Origin of the sequence: Sinomonas sp. R1AF57, from assembly GCF_002224485.1 — a bacterium.
Taxonomy (GTDB): domain Bacteria; phylum Actinomycetota; class Actinomycetes; order Actinomycetales; family Micrococcaceae; genus Sinomonas; species Sinomonas flava.
The window spans coordinates 1,269,374-1,289,897 of the sequence record NZ_CP022463.1 but is presented as its reverse complement, the minus strand read 5'-3'; the positions used below and the strand labels follow the sequence as shown (position 1 = coordinate 1,289,897).

The 20,524-nt window shown below is 71.0% G+C and carries 19 protein-coding genes and 1 pseudogene; 5 read left to right on the top strand and 15 right to left on the bottom strand.

Annotated features, from left to right (window positions below; genetic code table 11):
- Window positions 1–86: 86 nt before the first annotated feature.
- Together CGQ25_RS05900 and CGQ25_RS05895 are read right to left on the bottom strand one after the other, a co-directional pair.
- Window positions 87–1,187 carry a histidinol-phosphate transaminase gene (locus CGQ25_RS05900; protein ID WP_208712238.1) on the bottom strand — a complete coding sequence of 367 codons (1,101 nt, stop codon included), beginning with the start codon at window positions 1,185–1,187 and terminating at the stop codon, window positions 87–89.
- 128 nt (window positions 1,188–1,315) lie between these two features.
- Window positions 1,316–1,759 (bottom strand): LysM peptidoglycan-binding domain-containing protein, encoded by a 444-nt coding sequence (locus CGQ25_RS05895; RefSeq protein WP_208712237.1) that lies wholly within the window; start codon window positions 1,757–1,759, stop codon window positions 1,316–1,318.
- A gap of 332 nt (window positions 1,760–2,091) precedes the next feature.
- On the opposite strand from CGQ25_RS05895, the gene lexA reads away from it, so the two are divergent.
- The gene (gene lexA, locus CGQ25_RS05890) at window positions 2,092–2,799 is read left to right on the top strand and encodes a transcriptional repressor LexA (protein WP_208712236.1); all 708 of its coding nucleotides are present in this window, start codon (window positions 2,092–2,094) and stop codon (window positions 2,797–2,799) included.
- A 25-nt stretch (window positions 2,800–2,824) separates the two neighbouring features.
- Here the strand turns inward: lexA and CGQ25_RS05885 are convergent, their stop codons facing one another.
- Window positions 2,825–4,882 (bottom strand): ATP-dependent DNA helicase, encoded by a 2,058-nt coding sequence (locus tag CGQ25_RS05885; RefSeq protein WP_208712235.1) that lies wholly within the window; start codon window positions 4,880–4,882, stop codon window positions 2,825–2,827.
- Window positions 4,875–6,509 (bottom strand): GTPase HflX, encoded by a 1,635-nt coding sequence (gene hflX / locus CGQ25_RS05880; RefSeq protein ID WP_208712234.1) that lies wholly within the window; start codon window positions 6,507–6,509, stop codon window positions 4,875–4,877. Before hflX ends, CGQ25_RS05885 begins: the two co-directional genes overlap by 8 nt.
- Window positions 6,510–6,811: 302 nt before the next feature.
- On the opposite strand from hflX, the gene CGQ25_RS05875 reads away from it, so the two are divergent.
- The 3 genes from CGQ25_RS05875 to CGQ25_RS05865 are packed head-to-tail and all read left to right on the top strand — an operon-like array spanning window position 6,812 to window position 8,359.
- On the top strand, window positions 6,812–7,423 hold the full coding sequence (locus CGQ25_RS05875; RefSeq protein WP_208712233.1) for a class I SAM-dependent methyltransferase: 612 nt from the start codon (window positions 6,812–6,814) through the stop codon (window positions 7,421–7,423).
- 60 nt (window positions 7,424–7,483) lie between these two features.
- Window positions 7,484–7,825 carry a VOC family protein gene (locus CGQ25_RS05870; protein WP_208712232.1) on the top strand — a complete coding sequence of 114 codons (342 nt, stop codon included), beginning with the start codon at window positions 7,484–7,486 and terminating at the stop codon, window positions 7,823–7,825.
- Window positions 7,826–7,840: 15 nt separating this feature from the next.
- Window positions 7,841–8,359, top strand: coding sequence for a DUF488 family protein (locus CGQ25_RS05865; protein WP_208712231.1), 519 nt, complete (start codon window positions 7,841–7,843; stop codon window positions 8,357–8,359).
- A 7-nt stretch (window positions 8,360–8,366) separates the two neighbouring features.
- Here CGQ25_RS05865 and dapF read toward each other — a convergent pair whose 3' ends face one another.
- The 7 genes and pseudogenes from dapF to CGQ25_RS05830 all read right to left on the bottom strand — a co-directional run bounded on the left by dapF (window position 8,367) and on the right by CGQ25_RS05830 (window position 15,297).
- Complete coding sequence (gene dapF, locus CGQ25_RS05860; RefSeq protein ID WP_208712230.1) at window positions 8,367–9,320, bottom strand: diaminopimelate epimerase; 954 nt, start codon at window positions 9,318–9,320, stop codon at window positions 8,367–8,369.
- Between the two features lie 9 nt (window positions 9,321–9,329).
- Window positions 9,330–10,310 (bottom strand): tRNA (adenosine(37)-N6)-dimethylallyltransferase MiaA, encoded by a 981-nt coding sequence (gene miaA, locus CGQ25_RS05855; RefSeq protein WP_208712229.1) that lies wholly within the window; start codon window positions 10,308–10,310, stop codon window positions 9,330–9,332.
- A 3-nt stretch (window positions 10,311–10,313) separates the two neighbouring features.
- Entirely contained in the window at window positions 10,314–11,849 is a 1,536-nt protein-coding gene (miaB, locus tag CGQ25_RS05850) for a tRNA (N6-isopentenyl adenosine(37)-C2)-methylthiotransferase MiaB (protein WP_208712228.1), read from the bottom strand.
- Window positions 11,850–11,887: 38 nt separating this feature from the next.
- Window positions 11,888–13,147 carry a transglycosylase gene (locus CGQ25_RS05845; RefSeq protein WP_208712227.1) on the bottom strand — a complete coding sequence of 420 codons (1,260 nt, stop codon included), beginning with the start codon at window positions 13,145–13,147 and terminating at the stop codon, window positions 11,888–11,890.
- Window positions 13,148–13,292: 145 nt separating this feature from the next.
- A complete protein-coding gene (locus CGQ25_RS05840) occupies window positions 13,293–13,769 on the bottom strand; it encodes a regulatory protein RecX (protein ID WP_255405604.1) in 477 nt (158 codons plus the stop codon).
- Between the two features lie 49 nt (window positions 13,770–13,818).
- A pseudogene (gene recA, locus CGQ25_RS05835) lies at window positions 13,819–14,839 on the bottom strand (recombinase RecA).
- A 236-nt stretch (window positions 14,840–15,075) separates the two neighbouring features.
- The gene (locus tag CGQ25_RS05830; RefSeq protein ID WP_208712225.1) at window positions 15,076–15,297 is read right to left on the bottom strand and encodes a DUF3046 domain-containing protein; all 222 of its coding nucleotides are present in this window, start codon (window positions 15,295–15,297) and stop codon (window positions 15,076–15,078) included.
- Window positions 15,298–15,354: 57 nt separating this feature from the next.
- On the opposite strand from CGQ25_RS05830, the gene CGQ25_RS05825 reads away from it, so the two are divergent.
- Complete coding sequence (locus CGQ25_RS05825; RefSeq protein WP_208712224.1) at window positions 15,355–15,813, top strand: MarR family winged helix-turn-helix transcriptional regulator; 459 nt, start codon at window positions 15,355–15,357, stop codon at window positions 15,811–15,813.
- Between the two features lie 78 nt (window positions 15,814–15,891).
- Here the strand turns inward: CGQ25_RS05825 and CGQ25_RS05820 are convergent, their stop codons facing one another.
- The 4 genes from CGQ25_RS05820 to CGQ25_RS05805 all read right to left on the bottom strand — a co-directional run bounded on the left by CGQ25_RS05820 (window position 15,892) and on the right by CGQ25_RS05805 (window position 20,504).
- Window positions 15,892–16,317 carry a helix-turn-helix domain-containing protein gene (locus CGQ25_RS05820; RefSeq protein ID WP_208712223.1) on the bottom strand — a complete coding sequence of 142 codons (426 nt, stop codon included), beginning with the start codon at window positions 16,315–16,317 and terminating at the stop codon, window positions 15,892–15,894.
- A gap of 183 nt (window positions 16,318–16,500) precedes the next feature.
- Entirely contained in the window at window positions 16,501–16,995 is a 495-nt protein-coding gene (locus CGQ25_RS05815; protein WP_255405603.1) for a CinA family protein, read from the bottom strand.
- Window positions 16,992–17,588, bottom strand: a complete 597-nt coding sequence (pgsA, locus tag CGQ25_RS05810) for a CDP-diacylglycerol--glycerol-3-phosphate 3-phosphatidyltransferase (protein WP_255405602.1) — start codon at window positions 17,586–17,588, stop codon at window positions 16,992–16,994. The genes CGQ25_RS05815 and pgsA overlap by 4 nt, the downstream gene beginning before the upstream one ends.
- 9 nt (window positions 17,589–17,597) lie before the next feature.
- Complete coding sequence (locus CGQ25_RS05805) at window positions 17,598–20,504, bottom strand: DNA translocase FtsK (RefSeq protein ID WP_208712222.1); 2,907 nt, start codon at window positions 20,502–20,504, stop codon at window positions 17,598–17,600.
- Between the last annotated feature and the right edge of the window lie 20 nt (window positions 20,505–20,524).

Below are 20,524 nucleotides of genomic sequence, written 5' to 3'. Positions count from 1 at the left end.
TGAGGGGGTGGTCTCTATTCTATTCGCCTCGCAGCACGCCCCGTGCCGGGGGCCGCGGGGCGGCGCGCGGTCAGGGACCGCCGCGCTCAGTGCGCGAGCAGCTCCTCGAGCCGCGTGAGGAACGCGGTAGTCTCCGCTTCGGTCCCGGCGGTCACCCGAAGGCTCCCGGGGATTCCGACGTCGCGCACCAGCACGCCGACCTCGAGAAGTCCGCGCCACACGGCCTGCGGATCCTCGAAGCCCGTGACGAACACGAAGTTGGAGTCCGAGGCGGCGGGGGTGAGCCCGAGTCGGATCAGCTCGCGGACGATCCTGTCGCGCTGGGCCTTGATGGCCTCGACCTCTGCCATCAGGGAGTCGCGGTGCCGGAGCGCTGCGAGCGCGGTGGCCTGGGTGACGGCGGAGAGGTGGTAGGGAAGCCGCACGAGGCGGAGGGCGTCGATCACCTCGGGCGCCGCCGCGAGGTAGCCGAGCCGGGCACCGGCGAGGGCGAAGGCCTTGCTCATGGTCCGCGTGACGACGAGCCGGGGGCGCCCGGGAAGGAGCGTGAGCGCCGTCGACGTCCCTGCCTGGGCGAACTCGGCGTACGCCTCGTCGACGATGACGATGCTCTGGCTCGCCTCCCCCGCCTCGTAGACGGCCTCGACAACGTCGAGGCCGAGTGCCGTCCCGGTCGGGTTGTTCGGCGAGCAGAGGATGACGATGTTCGGCGCGTGCTCACGCACCTGGGCGGCTGCGGACTCGGGGCTCAGGCTGAAGTCGGCCGACCGCTCGCCCCGGAGGTACGCCGTCCCGGTGCCGCTCGCGAGCAGGGGGTACATGGAGTACGTGGGCGGGAAGCTCAGGACCGCGCGGCCGGGTCCGCCGAAGGCCTGCAGGAGCTGCTGCAGGACCTCGTTGGAGCCGTTCGCGGCCCAGAGCTGCTCTGCGGACAGCCCGTGGCCGAGGTACTCGGCGAGGGCCTCGCGCAGCTCGGTGAACTCCCTGTCGGGGTAGCGGTTGAGACCGCCGGCCACCGCTCGGACAGCCTCGACGATGGCCTCCTGCACGTCCGCGGGGACCCCGTACGTGTTCTCGTTGACGTTGAGCTGGATGGGGACGTCAAGCTGCGGCGCACCGTAGGGGTGCTGTCCGCGGAGATCGTCGCGGAGGGGGAGGCTGTTGAGTCGTTCGAGCTGGTCGTCCACCGGTCCAGCCTACGCCAGCGGCGCCGGCGCCCACATTCCGGGGGCGCAGCCGAAGACCCCGCAAGCGGCACCATGCCGCTCGCCCCGGAAAGGTTCAGCGGGCGGAGAGGTTCAGCGGGCGGAGAGGTTCAGCGGGCAAGCGGAACGACGATCTGCTCGCCGGGGAGCACTCTGGTGCTCTCCAAGTCATTGAGCTGGCGGATCTGGCTGATCGTCACGCGCGGGTCCTGGTCGGGCACACGGCCCTCGGCGATGCTCCACAGCGACTGGCCGGGCTGCACGGTCACCGTTTCGACAGCGCCGGGGCCGACCGCCTCCCCGGCCGCCTTCGCCGGCGCCATGAGCGCGGACCACGCGACGAGTACCGCCAGCGCCGCAGCGAACACCGGCAGGACGACGAGGACGAGCCTTCCCCTGCGGGTGAGGCGCAGCGGGGCGTGAGCGGCCCCGGACCGGAAGTCCGTGGCCGGCGCCGCCGGGACGCAGTGGACGACCTTCAGCCGGTGGCGTGCCTCCTGCTCGGCCGGAAGGGGAGCCCCGTGCCCATTTCCAGCGAGGATCGCGAGTGCCATGATGCGCCTTCCCCTGCGCAGTCGCCGAACGACGTCGAGTGCGAACACATCGGCGGCACTCTGCGCAGTGTTTCGAAGAAACGTTCGAAGTGATGACTCTTTCTTAGCACCTGTCCACGATGCCTGTCCAGACACGGTCGAACACATGTTTGAAAGGCCTGTCCGACTGGCCTACGGTGGGGGTAGCACCGGGTTCCACGCCGAGCTGCCCGCCCCCGTCGACCATGACGACATCCTGCCGAGGGGGTACGACAGTTCTCGCAGGGAGGCCCCGGGGCATCGACGGACGGGATCCCGGAGGCGTGGCGCCCCCGGTGGAGAGGCAGGACGGCATGGCATCACGGACCAGAGCAGCCAAAGGACTGACGGCGCGCCAGAAGAGGATCCTCGAGACGATCCAGCGCTCCGTGCAGCTCAAGGGCTACCCGCCGTCCATGCGCGAGATCGGGGACACGGTGGGCCTCGCAAGCCTCTCAAGCGTCACGCACCAGCTGATGCAGCTCGAGAAGCTCGGCTACCTGCGCCGCGATCCCAAGCGCCCCCGCGCCATGGAGGTCCTGATGCCGCTGACGCTGGACGAAGGCGAACTGAGCGTTCCGGCCGAGGAAGCCGCCGCCCTGCGCGGCGCGACGGGGGTCCCGCTCGGGGACATGGCCAGCGCGGCCGACACCGCGCTCGTTCCGCTGGTCGGGCGCATCGCCGCTGGTGGCCCCATCCTTGCGGACCAGGCGGTCGAGGACGTCATGCCGCTCCCCCGGCAGCTGGTGGGCTACGGCGAGCTGTTCATGCTCAAGGTCAAGGGCGACTCCATGATCGACGCCGCCATCTGCGACGGGGACTGGGTGGTCGTGCGCCGGCAGAACGCGGCGGAGAACGGCGACATCGTGGCCGCGCTGCTCGACGACGAGGCGACGGTCAAGACCTTCCGCCAGCGCGACGGGCACACCTGGCTCCTGCCGCAGAACACCCGCTACGAGCCCATCCTCGGCGACCACGCCACCATCATGGGCAAGGTCGTCTCGGTCCTGCGGTCGGTGTGAGCCGGCCGTTGAGCCGGCGGCCCGTTCAGCCGGCGGCGGCGAGACGCCTGAGCGCGTCGGTCACGACCTTCCGATCGGCCGTCCCCCACAGCGGCGGGAGCGCTCCGCGCAGGAACGCTCCGTAGCGCTCCGTCGCAAGCCTCGAGTCGAGGACGGCGACGACGCCGCGGTCCTCCGTCGACCGGATCAGCCGCCCTGCACCCTGCGCGAGGCGCACGGCCGCATGGGTCGCCGAGACGGCCATGAAGCCGTTCCCGCCTGCCTGGGCAACGGCGCGGGAGCGCGCCGTCGTGAGCGGATCGTCCGGCCGCGGGAACGGTATCCGGTCGATCACCACCAGACGGCACGAAGGGCCTGGGACATCCACGCCCTGCCACAGCGACATCGTCCCGAACAGGCAGGTGTCGGGTTCGGCGGCGAACTGCTTCACGAGGGCACTCATCGATGACTCGCCCTGGCAGAGGATCTCGACGTCGAGCCGGAGGCGCAGCTCGTCTGCGGCCTCCTCAGCGGCCCTCCGGGAGGAGAACAGGCACAGCGCCCCGCCCGAGGAGGCCCGCAGGAGTGCCTCGAGCTCGTCGACCGCCTCCGGGGAGAGTCCGCGTCCCGGTCGCGGGAGGTGCCTGGCGACGTAGAGCATGCCCTGCCTGGGGTAGTCGAAGGGGGATCCGACGTCGACTCCGGTCCACGAAGGCGCCCCTGCGCCCAGCAGCCCCAGTCCGCCCGCGGTCGGTTCGAACGCAGACCCGATCGCGAGGGTCGCGCTCGTCAGGACGACCGTGTGCCCGTCGAAGAGCCCCTCCCGCAGCCGGCCGCCCACGCCGAGCGGTGCGATGTGCAGCGTGGCGGGGGCGTCGTCGTCGGCGGCTGCGTAGCCCGTCACGGGATCCGGCGCGCCCGTGCGGGTCACCCACATGACCTCCCGGTTGGCTTCCGCCTCGAGAAGCCGCTCGCAGACCTCGAGGACGGCGAGGAGGCGCGACCGGGCGATCTGGCGCCCGCCGTCCGCCGACTGCCCGTCCCCGGGCTTCGAGTCCGACAGCGCCACGCGGCACGCGTCCCGTACGAGGGCGACATCCTGTGCCTGCTCCTCGTTCAGCCCGCGCGCGAGCAGCCCCGTCGGCGCGGAGGTGAGCGAGAGCTCGAGGGCGGTCGCGGCGGCCTGCAGGGAATCGACAGTGATCCCGCAGTGGCGGCGCGCGCTCGATGCCGCGGCCTGGATCATCTGGGCAGAGAGCTGACCGCTCACCGCGCCGGTGACGCGGTCCGCGAGCTCGTGCGCCTCGTCGACCACCACGACCTCGTACTCCGGGAGCACGTTGAGACCCTCGAACGCGTTGATCGCGAGGAGCGCATGGTTCGTCACAACGATGTCGGCCTCGGCGCCGCGCTGCCGGGCGAGCTCGCTGAAGCACTCGGCCGCGAAGGGGCACTTCTGCGCCCCGAGGCACTCGAGCGCCGTGACGGAGACCTGCCGCCACGCCCGGTCGGTGACCCCGGGCACGAGGTCGTCGCGGTCCCCCGTCTCCGTCTCCTCGGCCCACTGGCGCAGGCGCGCCACCTCCCGTCCGAGCTGGGTCGCCGGGCCGGCTCCGGGATGCCCGACGGCGGAGTCCTCGCCCAGGCTGAACAGCTGCCCCTCCGCGGCCTCGTCGGTCGGGAACCCACCCTCGAGCTTGTGCCGGCAGAGGTAGTTGGACCGGCCCTTGACGAGCGCGACGTCGACGGGCCGGTCGAGCTTGGGCGTGATGGCCTCAAGCAGGCGCGGGATGTCGCGGCCCACGATCTGGGCCTGGAGCGCGAGCGTCGCCGTCGCGACGACCGCGGGCCGGTCGCTGTGCTGGGCGTGCGCGATCAGCGGAACCAGGTAGGCCAGGGACTTCCCCGTCCCGGTGCCCGCCTGCACGAGCAGGTGCTTCTGCTCCTCGATGGCAGTGGCAACCTGTCGGGCCATCTCGTGCTGCCCGTCGCGCTGCTGGCCGCCCATCGACGCGACGGCAGCGTCGAGCAGGGAGAGCGCCTTCTCCGCGGCCCCGGCGCTGCCCCGTCCCGCGCTGGCGTGCGCTACCGCCGCCTCAGTCATGGACCACGAAGGGCGCGAGTTCCGCCGCGAGCTCCTCGCGGACCACGACCTCGGCGCGGGTGCCCTCCTCCACATGCTCGAGGGAGCGGATCTCCGAGCTCGAGGTGTGCAGGCGGTTGAGGAGGTCACCGCGGCTGTACGGGACCAGGATGGTCAGCGTCACGCTCGGACGCGGGATGGCGTCGCTGATCGCCTCCTTGAGCTCGGCGATGCCCGCGCCGGTCCGCGCGGAGACGACGACGTGGCGCGGTTCCCGCTGCCGGAGCCGCTCGAGGACGAACGGGTCAGCGGCGTCCGCCTTGTTCAGGACGATGATCTCCGGGACCTTGCGCGCGTCGACCTCCGCGAGGACCTGGCGGACCGCTGCGATCTGGCCCTCGGGGTCGGGGTGCGAGGCATCGACGACGTGGAGGATGAGGTCGGCGTCGGCCACCTCCTCGAGCGTGGACCGGAACGCCTCGACCAGCTGGGTCGGCAGCGACCGCACGAACCCGACGGTGTCCGCGAGCGTGTAGGGAAGCCCGTCCGGCGTCTCCGCCCGGCGCACGGTCGGGTCAAGGGTGGCGAAGAGGGCGTTCTCCACCAGCACCCCGGCGTCGGTGAGCCTGTTGAGCAGGGACGACTTGCCTGCGTTGGTGTAGCCCGCGATCGCCACCGAGGGAATCTCGTTGCGCTTGCGGTTCGCGCGCTTCGTCTCGCGGGCCGGCTTCATCCCGGCGATCTCCCGCCGCAGCTTGGCCATGCGGGTGCGGATGCGGCGCCGGTCCAGCTCGATCTTGGTCTCGCCGGGCCCACGCGAGCCGATCCCGCCGCCGGCGGCACCGACACGGCCACCCGCCTGCCGGGACATCGACTCGCCCCAGCCGCGCAGGCGCGGGAGGAGGTACTCGAGCTGGGCGAGCTCGACCTGGGCCTTGCCCTCGCGGCTCTTCGCGTGCTGGGCGAAGATGTCCAGGATCAGGGCAGTGCGGTCGATGACCTTGACCTTGACGATGTCCTCGAGTCCGCGCCGCTGTGAAGGCGAGAGCTCCGAGTCGACCACCACGGTGTCCGCCCCGGTCGCCGCGACGATGTCACGCAGCTCGAGCGCCTTGCCCGAGCCGAGGAACGTCCCGGCGTCGGGCTTCATCCGGCGCTGCACGACGCCGTCGAGCACCTCCGACCCGGCTGTCTCCGCGAGCGCGCCGAGCTCGCGCAGGGAGTTCTCCGCGTCCTCGAGCGTCCCCTCGGTCCAGAGTCCCGCGAGCACGACACGCTCGAGGCGCAGCTGCCGGTACTCAACCTCGGTGACGTCCTCGAGTTCGGTCGACAGGCCGGCCACGCGGCGGAGCGCGCGGCGCTCCTCGAGGTCCTGCTGCTCGCCGTCGTAGTCGCCGTGCTCGGACTGGAGGTCCGAGAGCGCCAGCGCCTTGCCGTCGCCGAGCCCCCGGCGAGTCCGCGTCTCACCCTCGCCTCCGCGCTCGGCGCGGCCGTCAGCGCTCCCGTCCCGTCGGGCACCCTTCGCTGCGGCTGCCTCCTCCTTGGCGAGGATCCGGTCGATGACGGCCTGGATGTCTGCTGGGCTCAGGTCCTGCGGGGCCGCGTCGGCGCCGCGGTCAGAGGGCTGATTCGGCTGATTGTCGGTCATGGTCTCCTTCGAAGATGCAATTCCAGAATAGTGCTGGCTCCGGTCGCCGGCAGTGTCAGAGGGAGGGGTCTGTGGAAAAGACCCCGCGGGGTGCTCGGGTGTCACGAGGATTCTCCTGGGAATGTCTGTTCGGTCCGGCCGGAAGGGCACATCGGCTCGGCTCGCTGCGTCCGCGGGGGCGCCGGGGGGCGTCATCTGACACCGGCTGCGCGCGGCGGAGGCATCACTTGAACAGGAACATGCCATCCAGTATACCGGACGCGCACGCGCCTCCTCGCGCCCGGGCACTAGGCTGGAGGGCTATGGAGCCTGCCCACTACTTCAATGCCGAGCCCGACGTCCCCGATGCGCGCAAGCCGCTCGACGTCGTGCTCGACGGGCGCCCGGTGAAGCTCACGACCTCGTCCGGCATCTTCAGCCCCGACGGCATCGACAAGGGCACGGCGGTCCTTCTGGGCGAGGCCCCCGACCCGGCCGGGCAGGGCGACCTGCTTGACATCGGGTGCGGATGGGGGCCGATCGCCCTCACGATGGCGCTGCGTTCGCCGGAGGCCACGGTCCACGCCGTCGACGTCAACACCCGCAGTGTCGCGCTCACCCGGGACAACGCGAGCGCTCTGGGCCTGTCCAATGTGGTGGCCGGGCTGCCCGGCGAGGTGGACCCCGAGCTCCGCTTCGCCACGATCTGGTCCAACCCGCCGATCCGGATCGGCAAACAGGCCCTCCACGAGCTCCTTCTGACCTGGCTCCCCCGCCTCGCGGTCGGCGGCGATGCCTGGCTCGTCGTCCAGAAGAACCTCGGGGCCGACTCCCTCCAGCGCTGGCTCGCGGACGAGCTCGGCGACGCGTTCGAGGTCGCGCGGGAGGCGACCTCGAAGGGGTTCAGGCTGCTGCGGGTCACGCGCATGCGCTGACCGCCTCGTCGTCGTAGGGTTGTGACGCAGTGCACCGCAACCCGGGAGGAAGGCGCGGCCATGGCCAAGGAGCTCAACAACATCGCGATCCCCGTGACAGACCTCGACGCGGCGAAGAAGCTGTACACCGCGCTGCTCGGCGCGGAGCCGTTCGCGGATTCCCCGTACTACGTCGGCTACATGGCGGAGGGCGTTCAGATCGGGCTCGACCCCAACGGCCACGCGCACGGCCACGCCGGCCCGATCGCGTTCTGGAAGACTTCGGACATCGCGGCCGAGGTGGCCACGCTCACGGCCGCCGGGGCGGAGGTGCTCGACAGCCCGAAGGACGTCGGCGGCGGCGCCCTCGTCGCGGTGCTCAAGGACGGCGACGGGAACCTCATCGGCCTCGTTCAGGGTTGAACCCGCCGGTTACCGGTGAGGGTCTTCACGGTCGGCCATTCGACGCGCGAGTTCGAGGAGCTGCTCGCCCTGCTGCGCCCCTACGGGATCACGCATCTGGTCGACGTGCGCTCGTTCCCGGCGTCGCGCAAGCATCCGCAGTGGGATCAGGACGCGATCGTCGAGGCCCTCCCACCCAGTCTGGAGTACCGGTGGATCCGTGCGCTCGGCGGGCGGCGGCACACCCCCGCCGGTGTCCCGAGCCCGAACGGCGGGTGGCGTGTGAAGGGCTTCCGCGACTACGCCGACTACATGGCGACGCCGCAGTTCGCCGCCGGGCTCGCGGAGCTGGCGGAACTGGCGCAGGAGTCCGTCCCGGCCATCATGTGCAGCGAGGCGGTGCCCTGGCGGTGCCACCGGAGGCTCATCACGGACGCCTTGATCGTCGCCGGGATCGAGGTCACGCACCTCATCTCCGCCACCTCGGCGGCACAGGCGGAGCTCACGCCCTTCGCCAGGGTGGCCGACGGCGGGATCACCTACCCTCCGGCGTGACGGGTGCCTACCCGAGGGTGCCGTGGGCCACGACCACCGCGGGTCCCGCGAGCTCGACATGCTCGCGGCCCTCGGGACCGGGCACGAAGGCAACCTCGACCCTGCCGCCGGGGACATTCACGTGCCATCGGTCCGGCGCCCCCGCGCCGGCCCAGTGGCGGATTGCGACGGCTGCGGCACACGCGCCCGTCCCGCAGGACTGCGTCTCCCCCACGCCCCGCTCGTGGACGCGCATCGTGATGGTGCCGGCGCCGTCGGCCACGAGCGGCTCCGCAGGGACCACGAACTCGACGTTGGTTCCGTGCGGAGGCGTGGGCTCGACCGCCGGCGCCGTGTGGAGGCCCAGCCCCACGAGCTCGGCAGCCTCGGCGAGCGCGACGACCGTGTGCGGGTTGCCCATGCTCACGCTCAGCGCGGGGCGCGCGACGTCGAGCCCGACCGCCTCGACCGTCGAGTCCGCGGCCTCCGTCTGGGCCTGGGCGGGGAAGATGAACTCCCACGGACCCATGTCTACGGCGAAGCCCTGGCCCCGCCGCTCCACCCGCTTCACTCCGGCCCGCGTCCCGATGGGAAGCACTTCCCCGGGTGCGAGGTGCACGAGCCCCTGGTCGAGGAGGAAGGCGACGAAGACGCGGACTCCGTTGCCGCACATCTCGGACAGGGACCCGTCCGCATTGCGGTAGTCCATGAACCACTCCGCGGCCGGCTCCTCGGCGAGGACAGCGCGGCCTTCGGGCAGTGCACTCGAGCGGATGGCGCGGATGAGCCCGTCGGCGCCGATGCCGAGGTGGCGGTTGCACAGGGCCGCGGCCTCGGCCTCCCCCAGCACGCGTCCACCGTCGGGGTCCGCCACGAGCACGAAGTCGTTGCCGGTCCCGTGGCCCTTGGCGAACGGCAGCCCGGCGAGGCGTTCGAGGGCAGCGATGGCGTCGGCGGCGGCCGTGGTGGCGGGTGGAGTCATGGTCCCAGCCTACCGGCCGGCCCTCTGCTGCAGCGGCGCGTGCCCGCGGGTGGCCGGCTGGTCGGGGCCTTCGCCCTGCGCGGCGGCGCGGTCGGCCTCGCGCACGACGGCGAGCGCCTCCTCCGCGAGGTGCGGCGAGAGGGCATCGAGCCAGTGCACCCGGGGGTCTGCGCGGAACCAGGTCAGCTGGCGGCGGGCGAACTGCCGCGTCGCGACGATCGTCTCCTCGGCGGCCTGTTCCGGGGTCGACTCCCCGTCGAGGACACGCAGGAACTGCCCGTAGCCCAGCGCCCGCGACGCCGTCCTGCCCTCGCGCAGCCCAGCCTCGGCGAGCCTCGCCACCTCGGCGGGGAGGCCGGCGTCGACCATGCGGCGGACCCGCGCCGCGAGACGTTCATGGAGGACCGCGCGGTCCAGGTCGAGCCCGATCTGGACCGCGGGTGCCGCGTACTGCCGCTCGGGCATGAAGGAGCTGAACGGCCGGCCGGTGAGTTCGTGGACCTCGAGCGCGCGGACGATCCGCCGCAGGTCCCCGAGACGGCCTGCGGACACGGGGTCGACCGACTCCAGACGGGCGCGGAGGGCTGCGATGCCGTCCCGCTCGGCCTCGGCCTCGAGGCGCGAACGCACGGCCGGGTCGGTGCCGGGAAACTCGAGGACATCGAGCGCCGCGCGCACGTACAGGCCCGAGCCCCCGGCAAGGATGGCGCGCCTGCCGCGGCTCTGGATGTCCGCGATCGCTGCGCGCGCCCAGCTCTGGAACGTCGAGACCGAGGCCTCCTCGGTCACGTCGAGGACGTCCAGCAGGTGGTGCGGGAGACCCCGGCGTTCCTGAGGCGTGGCCTTGGCAGTGCCGATGTCCATTCCGCGGTAGAACTGCAGCGCGTCGGCGTTGACCACCTCCCCGCCGAGGGCGAGCGCGAGCTCGACGGCGAGGTCGGTCTTGCCCGAGCCGGTCGGCCCCACGACGGCGACGATGGGCAGAGCCACGGGCTAGGCGGTGCGGACCGGAAGCGAGGGCATGCCCAGGCTCACGGAGCCCGCGCCTGGACCGGCCGCCGCGGGGCCCGGGACGCCGCACGAGTCCGCCTGCGCCCGATCCCAGGCGTCGCCGGCCCGGGAGCGGCGGAGCGCGTAGTCGGAGGCCGTTGCCGGGTCGGCGATCAGGTGGAAGGGCGCGGACTCGGTCACGGTGACGGTCACGAGGTCCCCAGGCCGGGGCGGTTCGGCGCCGGCGGGGACCGAGAAGTGGACGAGCCGGTTGTCCCGCGCCCGGCCGGACAGCCGATGCGTCTCACCGGCTTTGCGGCCGGCCTGCGCGGTCGCCATGACCTCGATGGTCCGGCCGACCTGCTGCGCGTTCTCCTCGGCGGCGATGCGGTCCTGGAGGGCGATGAGCCGCTCGTACCGCTCCTGGACCACCGCCTTGGGCAGCTGGGCCGGCAGCGACGCCGCAGGCGTGCCCGGCCTCTGCGAGTACTGGAAGGTGAAGGCGTTCGAGAAGCGGGACCGCTCGACCACGTCGAGGGTCGCCTGGAAGTCCTCCTCGGTCTCGCCGGGGAAGCCCACGATGATGTCCGTGGTGATGGCTGCGTGCGGGATGCGGGCCCGGACCTTGTCGAGGATGCCGAGGAACTTCGCGCTGCGGTAGGAGCGCCGCATCTCGCGCAGGATCCGGTCCGAGCCGGACTGGAGCGGCATGTGCAGCTGGGGCATGACGTTGGGCGTCTCGGCCATGGCCTCGATGACGTCGTCGGTGAACGCCGCGGGATGCGGGCTCGTGAAGCGCACTCTCTCGAGGCCCTCGATCTCCCCACACGCCCGCAGGAGCTTGCCGAACGCGAGCCGGTCGCCGAACTCCACGCCGTAGGAGTTGACGTTCTGGCCGAGCAGGGTGACCTCGATCGCGCCGTCGTCCACGAGCGCCTGCACCTCGGCGAGGATCTCCCCGGGGCGGCGGTCGCGCTCCTTGCCCCGCAGGCTCGGGACGATGCAGAACGTGCACGTGTTGTTGCAGCCGACCGAGATCGACACCCAGCCGCTGTAGACGGAGTCGCGCTTGGTGGGCAGGGTCGAGGGGAAGACCTCGAGCGACTCGAGGATCTCGAGCTGCGCTTCCTCGTTGTGGCGCGCACGCTCGAGGAGGGCAGGAAGGGCCCCGACGTTGTGGGTCCCGAACACGGCGTCCACCCAGGGCGCCTTCGCGAGGATCGTGTCCCGGTCCTTCTGCGCGAGGCAGCCGCCGACGGCGATCTGCATGCCGGGATGCTTCTCCTTGACAGGCCGGAGCTGGCCCAGATGCCCGTAGAGCCGGTTGTCGGCGTTCTCACGCACCGCGCAGGTGTTGAACACGACGACGTCCGGCTCGCTTCCGTCCGCGGCCTTGACGTAGCCGGCGGTCTCGAGCAGGCCTGACATGCGCTCCGAATCGTGCACGTTCATCTGGCAGCCGAACGTGCGCACCTCATAGGTGCGGGGAGCGGCGGTGGCAGCGGACGAGGGGGTCGCGGCGGGCAGGGTGGAACTCACCCATCAAGGGTACCGGGATCCGGGTGTGCTCGCCCTCGTCAGTACCAGCCGACCGCGTTCGAATGATCCCACGCGCGGCAGGGAGTCCCGTACCGGTCGGCGATGTAGCCGACGCCCCAGGACACTTGGGTGCGGTAGTTCGTGAGCCAGTCGCTGCCCGCCGAGGCATACTTCGATGCCGGCAGTGCCTGGGCGATCCCGTACGCCCCACTGGACGGGTTCGTCGCGTCAGTGAGCCAGTTCGACTCGCGCGTCCACAGCTGGACGAGGCATCCGAACTCTGCCTGGTCCCATCCGCGGCTGCCCATGAGGGACGAGGCAAAGGCCTGCGCCCCGGCTGGGTCGTTCACGACGCCCGCGCCTGAGCTGACGGGGTTGGTGGCGAGCAGCGCGGCGCCTGAAAGCCCTCCCTGCGCCTGCGCCGCGAGGCTCTTCGCCTTCTGCGCCGCCTCATAGGCTGCACGCGCCTCGACCCCCTCGCGGTACTTCCGCTCGACATCTGCCGAGGTGCCCTTGAGGTCGGCAAGCTGGGCGAGCAGCGTGGTCTCCTTGTCCTGGGCCTCGGCCACCGCCCGCTGCGCGGCCCGCTGGGCGGACTGGGCGGCCTGGAGGTCGCGTTCGGCCTTCGCTGCGAGCTGGGCTAGTTCGTCCCGTGCGGCCTGGGCGGCCTGATGGGCTGCCGAGGCCGCGTTCGCTGCCACGCGGTAGTCGGCCAAGGACTGCGCGGCCTGCTCGTTGAGGATCTGGAGCGCTTGCAGCTCATCGATCGAATCGGGGCGACTGAGCAGGCTGAACGTCTCGAAGGGGCCGATGCCGGGCCCGCCCATGTAGGCGGCAGCTGCGAGCTGCCCGGCTGCGTCCTGGGCGGCGTCGCGGTCGGTCGCCTGGCGGTCGGCCTCGGATTCGAGCCGCTCGACCACCCGTTCCTGGGAGCGCACGTCCTGCTGGGCTCTGGCGGCCGCGGCCCCTGCCGTGACTGCCGCGGCCGAGGCGTCAGCTGCGGTGGCCTTGACCTGCGCCAGCAGCGCCGAGATGCGATCGGCCTGAATCCGTGCGGCCTCCGCATTCGCCTTGGCGGCCTCCACGTCTGCCCACGTGGGAAAGCCCGACGGCGGGGCGTCATCCGCGGCGACCGCCATGGAGCCGGAGAGCGCGAGGGCAACGACAGCGGTGACGAGCGCGGCCACCACGCGGAGGGCCACCACGCGGATGACCATGGCGCCGAGGGCCACCCCGTGGACCATTGCCCCGCCGGACAGGTCCCCGCCGGGTGCTCGTGGGGCTCGGATTCGTGACATCCTGCGGGGAGTATCGGGGATGCACGGCATCCCCGTCTAGCACCAGCGCCGGACCCGTGGGATCCACGCCGTCGGCGCCGCGCAACCCGGGAAACGATGTTCTCCCCGTGCCGCCTGGTCCGTCCCGTGCGGCCTGGCGGCCGCGTCACTGGGGCGGTGCACCGCCGCCGGCGTCGAGGACCTCGGCTGCAATCCGGAACGCGGCTCCCGGTGAGTGCCCCTTGCGGGCGAGCATCCCGACGAGGCGCCGCAGTTCCCGGTCACGCGCCGCAGGATCGGAACGGTCCACGGCGCGCACCCGGCGTTCGAGCAGGCGCCTCGCGGCCGCCGCCTCGTCTTCGTCGCTGACCGCGGAGAGCGCATCCTCAGCGACCTCCCCCAGGATCCCCTTCTCACCGAGCTCCCGCCGCAGCGCCGCACGGCCCAGCGATTTGGACTCCCCGCGGCTGCGGACCCACATGCGGGCGAACTCCGCATCGTTGATGAGCCCCACGTCCTCGAAGCGTGCGAGCACTGCATCAGCGGTCTCTTCGGGGACATTGCGCTCGCGCAGCTTCCGCTCGAGCTGGAGCCGCGTCCGTGGACCGAGGGTGAGCTGCCGCAGGAGGATGGCGCGCGCCACCGACTCCGGGTCCGCCTCCGGATCCTCCTCAGGAGGCGGACCCGGGCGGCTACTCGCCGTCAACGGCCTTCAGGCGCGGCTGCTCTTCTGTGGCGGCCTTCACGCCCACGCCCAGCTTCTCCTTGATCAGGCGCTCGAGCTCCTCGGCGAGCTCAGGGTTGTCGCGGAGGAAGCGACGGGAGTTCTCCATGCCCTGGCCGAGCTGGTCGCCGTCGTAGGTGAACCACGAGCCAGACTTCTTGATGATGCCGTGTTCCACGCCCATGTCGATGATGCCGCCCTCGCGGGAAATGCCCTGGCCGTAGATGATGTCGAACTCGGCCTGCTTGAAGGGCGGTGCCATCTTGTTCTTGACGATCTTCGCCTTGGTCCGGTTTCCGACCGAATCGGCACCCTCTTTGAGGGTCTGGATACGGCGGACATCGATGCGCACCGAGGCGTAGAACTTGAGCGCCTTGCCACCGGTGGTGGTCTCAGGCGAGCCGAAGAAGACGCCGATCTTCTCGCGGAGCTGGTTGATGAAGATCGCCGTCGTCTTCGTCTGGTTGAGCCGGCCTGTGACCTTGCGGAGGGCCTGGCTCATGAGCCGGGCCTGGAGGCCCACGTGGCTGTCGCCCATCTCACCCTCGATCTCCGCGCGGGGGACGAGCGCGGCCACCGAGTCGATGACGATGATGTCGAGGGAGCCGGAGCCCACGAGCATGTCCATGATCTCGCGACACCAGGAGCGCGTCGGTGTCGACACCGAGCTTGGCCGCGTACTCCGGGTCGAGGGCGTGCTCGGCGTCGATGAACGCCGCGATCCCGCCGTTGCGCTGCGCATTCGCGACGGCGTGCAGGGCCACCGTCGTCTTACCCGAGGATTCCGGGCCGTAGATCTCCACGACACGGCCCCGCGGCAGGCCGCCGATGCCGAGAGCGACATCCAGGGCGATCGAACCGGTGGGGATGACCTCGATCGGTGCACGGGTGTCGTCACCCAAGCGCATGATCGATCCCTTGCCGAACTGCTTGTCGATCTGGGCGAGGGCCGCTTCGAGCGCCTTCTCGCGGTCTGGCGTTGCCGCCATGGTGCACCTCCGGTCGATTGGTACGGGCTCTGGCGTCCCCTGGTGACGAGGTGCGCCGTTAGATCCAGTCGCTACGCTACCGAGGCCCACCGACACTTCACGCAGCGCGCGGGCGTATGTGGACAACCCAGGCAGAAAGGCTGAATTCTCTCCTGTGGAGGAGAATACCCCTCCCCCGAACACATCTTCGAACGTTCGGCGGCGTGTCGCGGACGAGCGGGCCCCGGTGCGCACGCCTAGTCCCGGATCGGCCTGTCCCGGCCGAGGCGCCGCTCGTGGGGCACGTCCTGGAGGTCGCACACCGCAAACCACACGTCCCGTGGGTCGACGCCCGCCCGGAGCGCCTCTTCTGCCGTGCGGCCCCCCACCGCAGCCAGGACCGCAGACGACGCCAGATGGTAGGCGTAGCCGCTGCCGAACTCGTCCTCCATGAGGAGCCAGAAATCGCTGTTCCGCACTGATCCATTCTCCTGTAGAGGCGCCGGACAGTTCGCCCCCGCGCCTATGATGGGCCCATGCCCCCCTCGCACAGCGACTTCGATGCCGCCCTGCTCGACGTCGAGCAGCAGATCGCCCTCCTGTGGCGCCGCGGACGCGCGGCGTCACAGGCGCTCTCGAGGACGCTCCACCCGGACCTCGACTCGGCCGCATACGGCCTCCTGTCCATTCTGGACCGCGAAGGGCCTCTCCGCGTCACCGACCTCGCCGCAACCGTAGGGGTGGGCAAGCCCACCGTGAGCCGGCAGATTGCGCTCCTCACAGACCTCGGGCTCGTCCGCAAGGAAGCCGACCCGCACGACGGCCGCGCCCACAATGTCACGCTCACCGACTCGGGGACCGAGCATGTCGCATCCCTGCGCGTGCACCGGCACGAGTTCTTCCGCGACCGGCTCGCTGACTGGACCCCCGACGACATCCACGCCCTCGCGTCCTATCTCGGACGGCTCAACGAGGCCATGTCACCGCGCCAGTGACGCCTCCGGGAGCGAGGCCGCAGCGGCACACGAAAGGGGGCCGGGCATGATGCCCGGCCCCCTCAGGTCGGAGATGCCTCAGCTGACCTTGCTCAGCTCGGCATCGAAGTCGGCGTTGATGTCCCGGCCGTAGCGCTGGGCGAACTCCTGCGGCACGGTGTCCGGGATGGTGATGCCCTCGGCCACTGCCACCCTGTCGCTCACTTCACGCAGCATGACGGACAGCGGCACATCGAGCGCGCCGCAGATCGAGGAGAGCAGCTCCGAGGAGGCCTCCTTCTGTCCGCGCTCCACTTCGCTCAGATATCCGAGCGACACCCGGGCGTTGTGCGAAACCTCGCGGAGCGTGCGGCCCTGGCGCTGGCGAACGTCACGGAGGACGTCTCCGATCTCATGACGCAGAACAACCATCTTGCGCTCCTTCTGATCTGGCTTCGCGATTCCGGCCAAGCCCACATCGCGCCAGCGGACCACGCCATTGACGGACACGGGCTGCTTAACCATCTGTATCGACTCGCTCCTCAACTGGGGTTCCCCGGCTCCCCGGGGCTCCGGTCTGACTCATCTTAGTTGTGCCGCCGTTGGATGACGACACTATCCACAACTCGCTGTACAGGTGGTTTGTTCCCACCCAGTAACGACCCTACGCGGATTCACAGGGCGCTCCCAGCTTGGGGCTCTCCCGCCTCAGGGCGTGTCGGCCACCACAGCGCTGCGCAGAGCAGCCAGCGCGGCCTGCGTCGCGGCGGACCGGATGTCAGCGCGGCCTCCATGGAAGAGATGCTCCCGGACGCTGGTCGAGTGCGGGCCGGCGACGGCCACGAAGACCGTTCCCACCGGCTTCCCGTCGTGCGGCTCGGGACCAGCGGCTCCGGTCGTGGCGACGGCGTAGTCGGCGCCGCACGCCGCTCGGGCTCCCTGGGCCATCTGGCGGGCGACCTCGGCGTCGACGGAGCCGGCCTCTGCGAGCAGTTCCGGGGAGACCCCGAGCAGGGCGGCCTTGACCTCGCTGGCATAGCTCACCACGCCGCCCCGCAGCATTCCCGACGCCCCGGGCACCTCGGCCAGCGCCGCGGCGACCAGGCCTGCGGTAAGGGACTCCGCGGTGGCGGCTGTCGCCCCGCGGTCGAGGAATGCTGCCACGACCTCCTGCGGCGCCACAGCCGTCTCCGCCGCGTTCACGCCCCTCCCCCGAGCGCCGACGTGCGGAGGCGGATGGCCTTGACCACGTAGTCGACGCCGGTCACGACCGTCACGGCGAGCGCGAGCAGCATCACCACGAAAGCGATCGCGGTGAGCACAGGATTGCCGGGCGTGAGCGGGAACAGGTAGAGCAGGAGCGCCACCGTCTGCAGGATGGTCTTGAGCTTGCCGCCGCGCGAGGCAGGCATGACCCCGTAGCGGATGACCACGAACCGCAGGGCAGTGATCCCCCACTCGCGGCCGAGGACGACGACGGTGATCCACCAGGGCAGCTCGCCGAGCGCGGACAGCAGGACGAACGCCGCGCCGGTCAGCAGCTTGTCGGCGATCGGGTCCGCGATCTTGCCGAAGTCGGTGATCAGGTTGCGCTTGCGCGCGATCGCGCCGTCGAGCTGGTCGGTGTAGATCGCGACGGCGAACACGGCGAATGCGAGCCAGCGCAGGACTCCGTACCCGGAAGCGTCGGCCAGGAGGAACCACACGAAGAACGGCACGAGGACGATGCGGACCATCGTGAGGATGTTCGGAAGGTTCCACAGCTGCGAAGGCGCAGCCGCCGGCGGGGTTGTCACGGAGTCAGCCTAGCGTCCGGTGAGCTGCCACGCGTCCTCGCCGCCGCCGTCGTCCTCGCCGTCGTGGTAGTCCACGGCCTGCGGGCGGGCGTCGAGGTCACGGGCCACGAGGTCCTCGGCGTACGGCGAGTCGTTCTCGTACTCGCCCGTGCGGTGGTTGGCGCTGGCGTTGTCGGCCAGCGCGGCATCGGTCGGGTTGGATGCGGACGACGGCGCGTCGTCGCCACGGAGCGCGGCGAGCACGGCGGGCAGGTCGTCGGGCTTGACGAGGACGTCGCGCGCCTTGGAACCCTCGGAGGGGCCGACCACGCCGCGGGATTCGAGGAGGTCCATGAGGCGTCCCGCCTTGGCGAAGCCGACGCGCAGCTTGCGCTGGAGCATCGACGTCGAACCGAACTGGGTGGTGACGACGAGTTCCGTGGCCTGGATGAGGACCTCGAGGTCGTCGCCGATCTCCTCGTCGATCTGCTTCTTCTCGGGCTCGGCGGCGACGTCGTCGCGGTAGGTGACCTGCAGCTGTCCCTTGACGTGGTCGACGACCTTGTGGATCTCCGATTCAGAGACCCAGGCGCCCTGGACGCGCATGGGCTTCGAGGCGCCCATCGGGAGGAAGAGCGCGTCGCCCTGTCCGATGAGCTTCTCGGCGCCCGGCTGGTCGAGGACGACCCTGGAGTCGGTGACGGACGATGTCGCGAACGCCATGCGCGAGGGCACGTTCGCCTTGATCAGTCCCGTGACGACGTCGACGGAGGGACGCTGGGTCGCGAGCACGAGGTGGATGCCTGCAGCGCGGGCGAGCTGGGTGATGCGCACGATGGAGTCCTCGACGTCGCGCGGGGCGACCATCATGAGGTCGGCGAGCTCGTCCACGATGATGAGCAGGTAGGGGTAGGGCTTGACCTTGCGCTCAGACCCGGGCGGCGGAATGACCTTTCCCGCGCGCACTGCCTTGTTGAAGTCGTCGATGTGCTTGAAGCCGTAGTTGGCAAGGTCGTCGTAGCGCGCGTCCATCTCGCGGACCACCCACTGGAGGGCCTCGGCGGCCTTCTTCGGATTCGTGATGATCGGTGTGATGAGGTGCGGCACGCCCTCGTACGCGGTCAGTTCCACGCGTTTCGGGTCCACCATGACCATGCGGACTTCGTCCGGGGTGGCACGCATGAGGATCGAGGTGATCATCGAGTTCACGAACGAGGACTTGCCCGCGCCGGTCGCGCCCGCGACGAGCAGGTGCGGCATCTTGGCGAGGTTCGCCACGACGAAGCCTCCCTCGACGTCCTTGCCGACCCCCATCACCATCGGGTGGTCCGTGCGGCGCGCGTTCTGGCTGCGCAGGACGTCGCCGAGCGAGACCGTCTCCCGGTCGGTGTTGGGGATCTCGATGCCGATCGCGCTCTTGCCCGGGATGGGGCTGAGGATGCGCACGTCTGAGCTCGCCACCGCGTAGGCGATGTTCTTGCTCAGGGCGGTGACCTTCTCGACCTTCGTCCCCGGCGCGAGCTCGATCTCGTACCGGGTGACCGTGGGGCCACGGGAGAAGCCGGTGACCTCCGCGTCGACGTTGAACTGCGTCAGGGTGTCCGTCAGCGCGGCCACGACGGCGTCGTTCGCCTCGGTGCGCTCCTTCGGCGCGCTGCCCTGGACGAGGAAGTCCGAGGTCGGCAGCGTGTAGGCGACGTCGCCGGAGAGCTGGAGCTGCTCGGTGCGCTGCGGGATCGGGGTGGGCGGCGGGGTCGGCGCCACCGGGGTCGAGGGGACCTTGGGCACTGCGCCCGGGTTCGGCGTCGGGAGCCCGACTGTGGGAATTGCCTCGGTCGCGCCCTCGGGCGCCTTCTCCGGCTGCCCCGGCCGGCCCTGCGCGGCCCGGATCTTCTCGATTGCGGCCTCCGCCTGGGACCGGCCCGCGGCGGGAGCAGGCATCGCGGCCGTGGCGTCGTGGTCCTCCTCGTCCACGACCGCGCGCTCGTACGGCTCGTCGCCCGCGAATCCGTCGAGCGCCTCGGTGGGCTGCTCCTCGTCCTTCCCGAAGAGCCTGCGCTTCTTCTTGGGGCGCCCGGCCTTCGACGCCGCCTCGGCCCGGCGGTCGGAGTCGTAGAGGTAGCTGCGGTCGTGCCCGTCGCCCTGCTCGTCGCGCGGAAGGTCGACCCCCATGAGGTGTTCCCAGCCCTCGCGGATGCGGCGCGGAATCGCCGCGAAGGGGGTGGCGGTGACGATCAGCACCGAGACGAACGCCAGCACCGAGTACACGACGACGGGCACCGCCGGGTGGACGACGGCGAGCAGGGAGGACGCGAGGAATCCCAGCATCCCGCCGGCCCTGCGGAGCCCTTCGAACCCGGCAGAGGCCGACGGCAGTCCTCCGAGGACGTGCGCGAGTCCCGTGGCCGAGAAGGCCATGACGAGGAAGCCGATCCCCACGCGGTTGTTGCCGCGGTGGTCCGCCGGCTTCCGGAACAGGCGGAAGGCGCACACCCCGAGCATGAGCGGCAGCAGGAGGGAGACCCAGCCGAACGTGCCGTTGACCACTGCGTAGACGGCGTCCGGGAACCACCCCTGCCAGCCCCACCACGCGAAGGTCGCGATGAAGACGGCCAGCACCAGGTTGAACAGGGCGGCTCCGTCGCGGCGGTCCTCGGGCTCGAGGTCGCTCACGTCGGTGCCGATGCGCCGCACGCCGCCGCCCACCGCGTGTGCGAGGGCGAGCCAGGCGCCCCCGATCACCCGGGAGAGCCACGGCTGGCCGGCGTCGGTGCTCGTGACCCGGCCGCGCGCCGTCGTGCCTCCCTTGGCCGTGCCGCGTCCCCTGGCCGCGGCAGCACGGGAGGACCCGGAGCCGCCCGCACGGGACGAACCCGTCTTGGAGGCGCTGGCTTTAGAGGCGCTGGCTTTAGGCGTGGAGGAGGTGCGAGTCGCCATACTCGCCACCGTACCGCGAA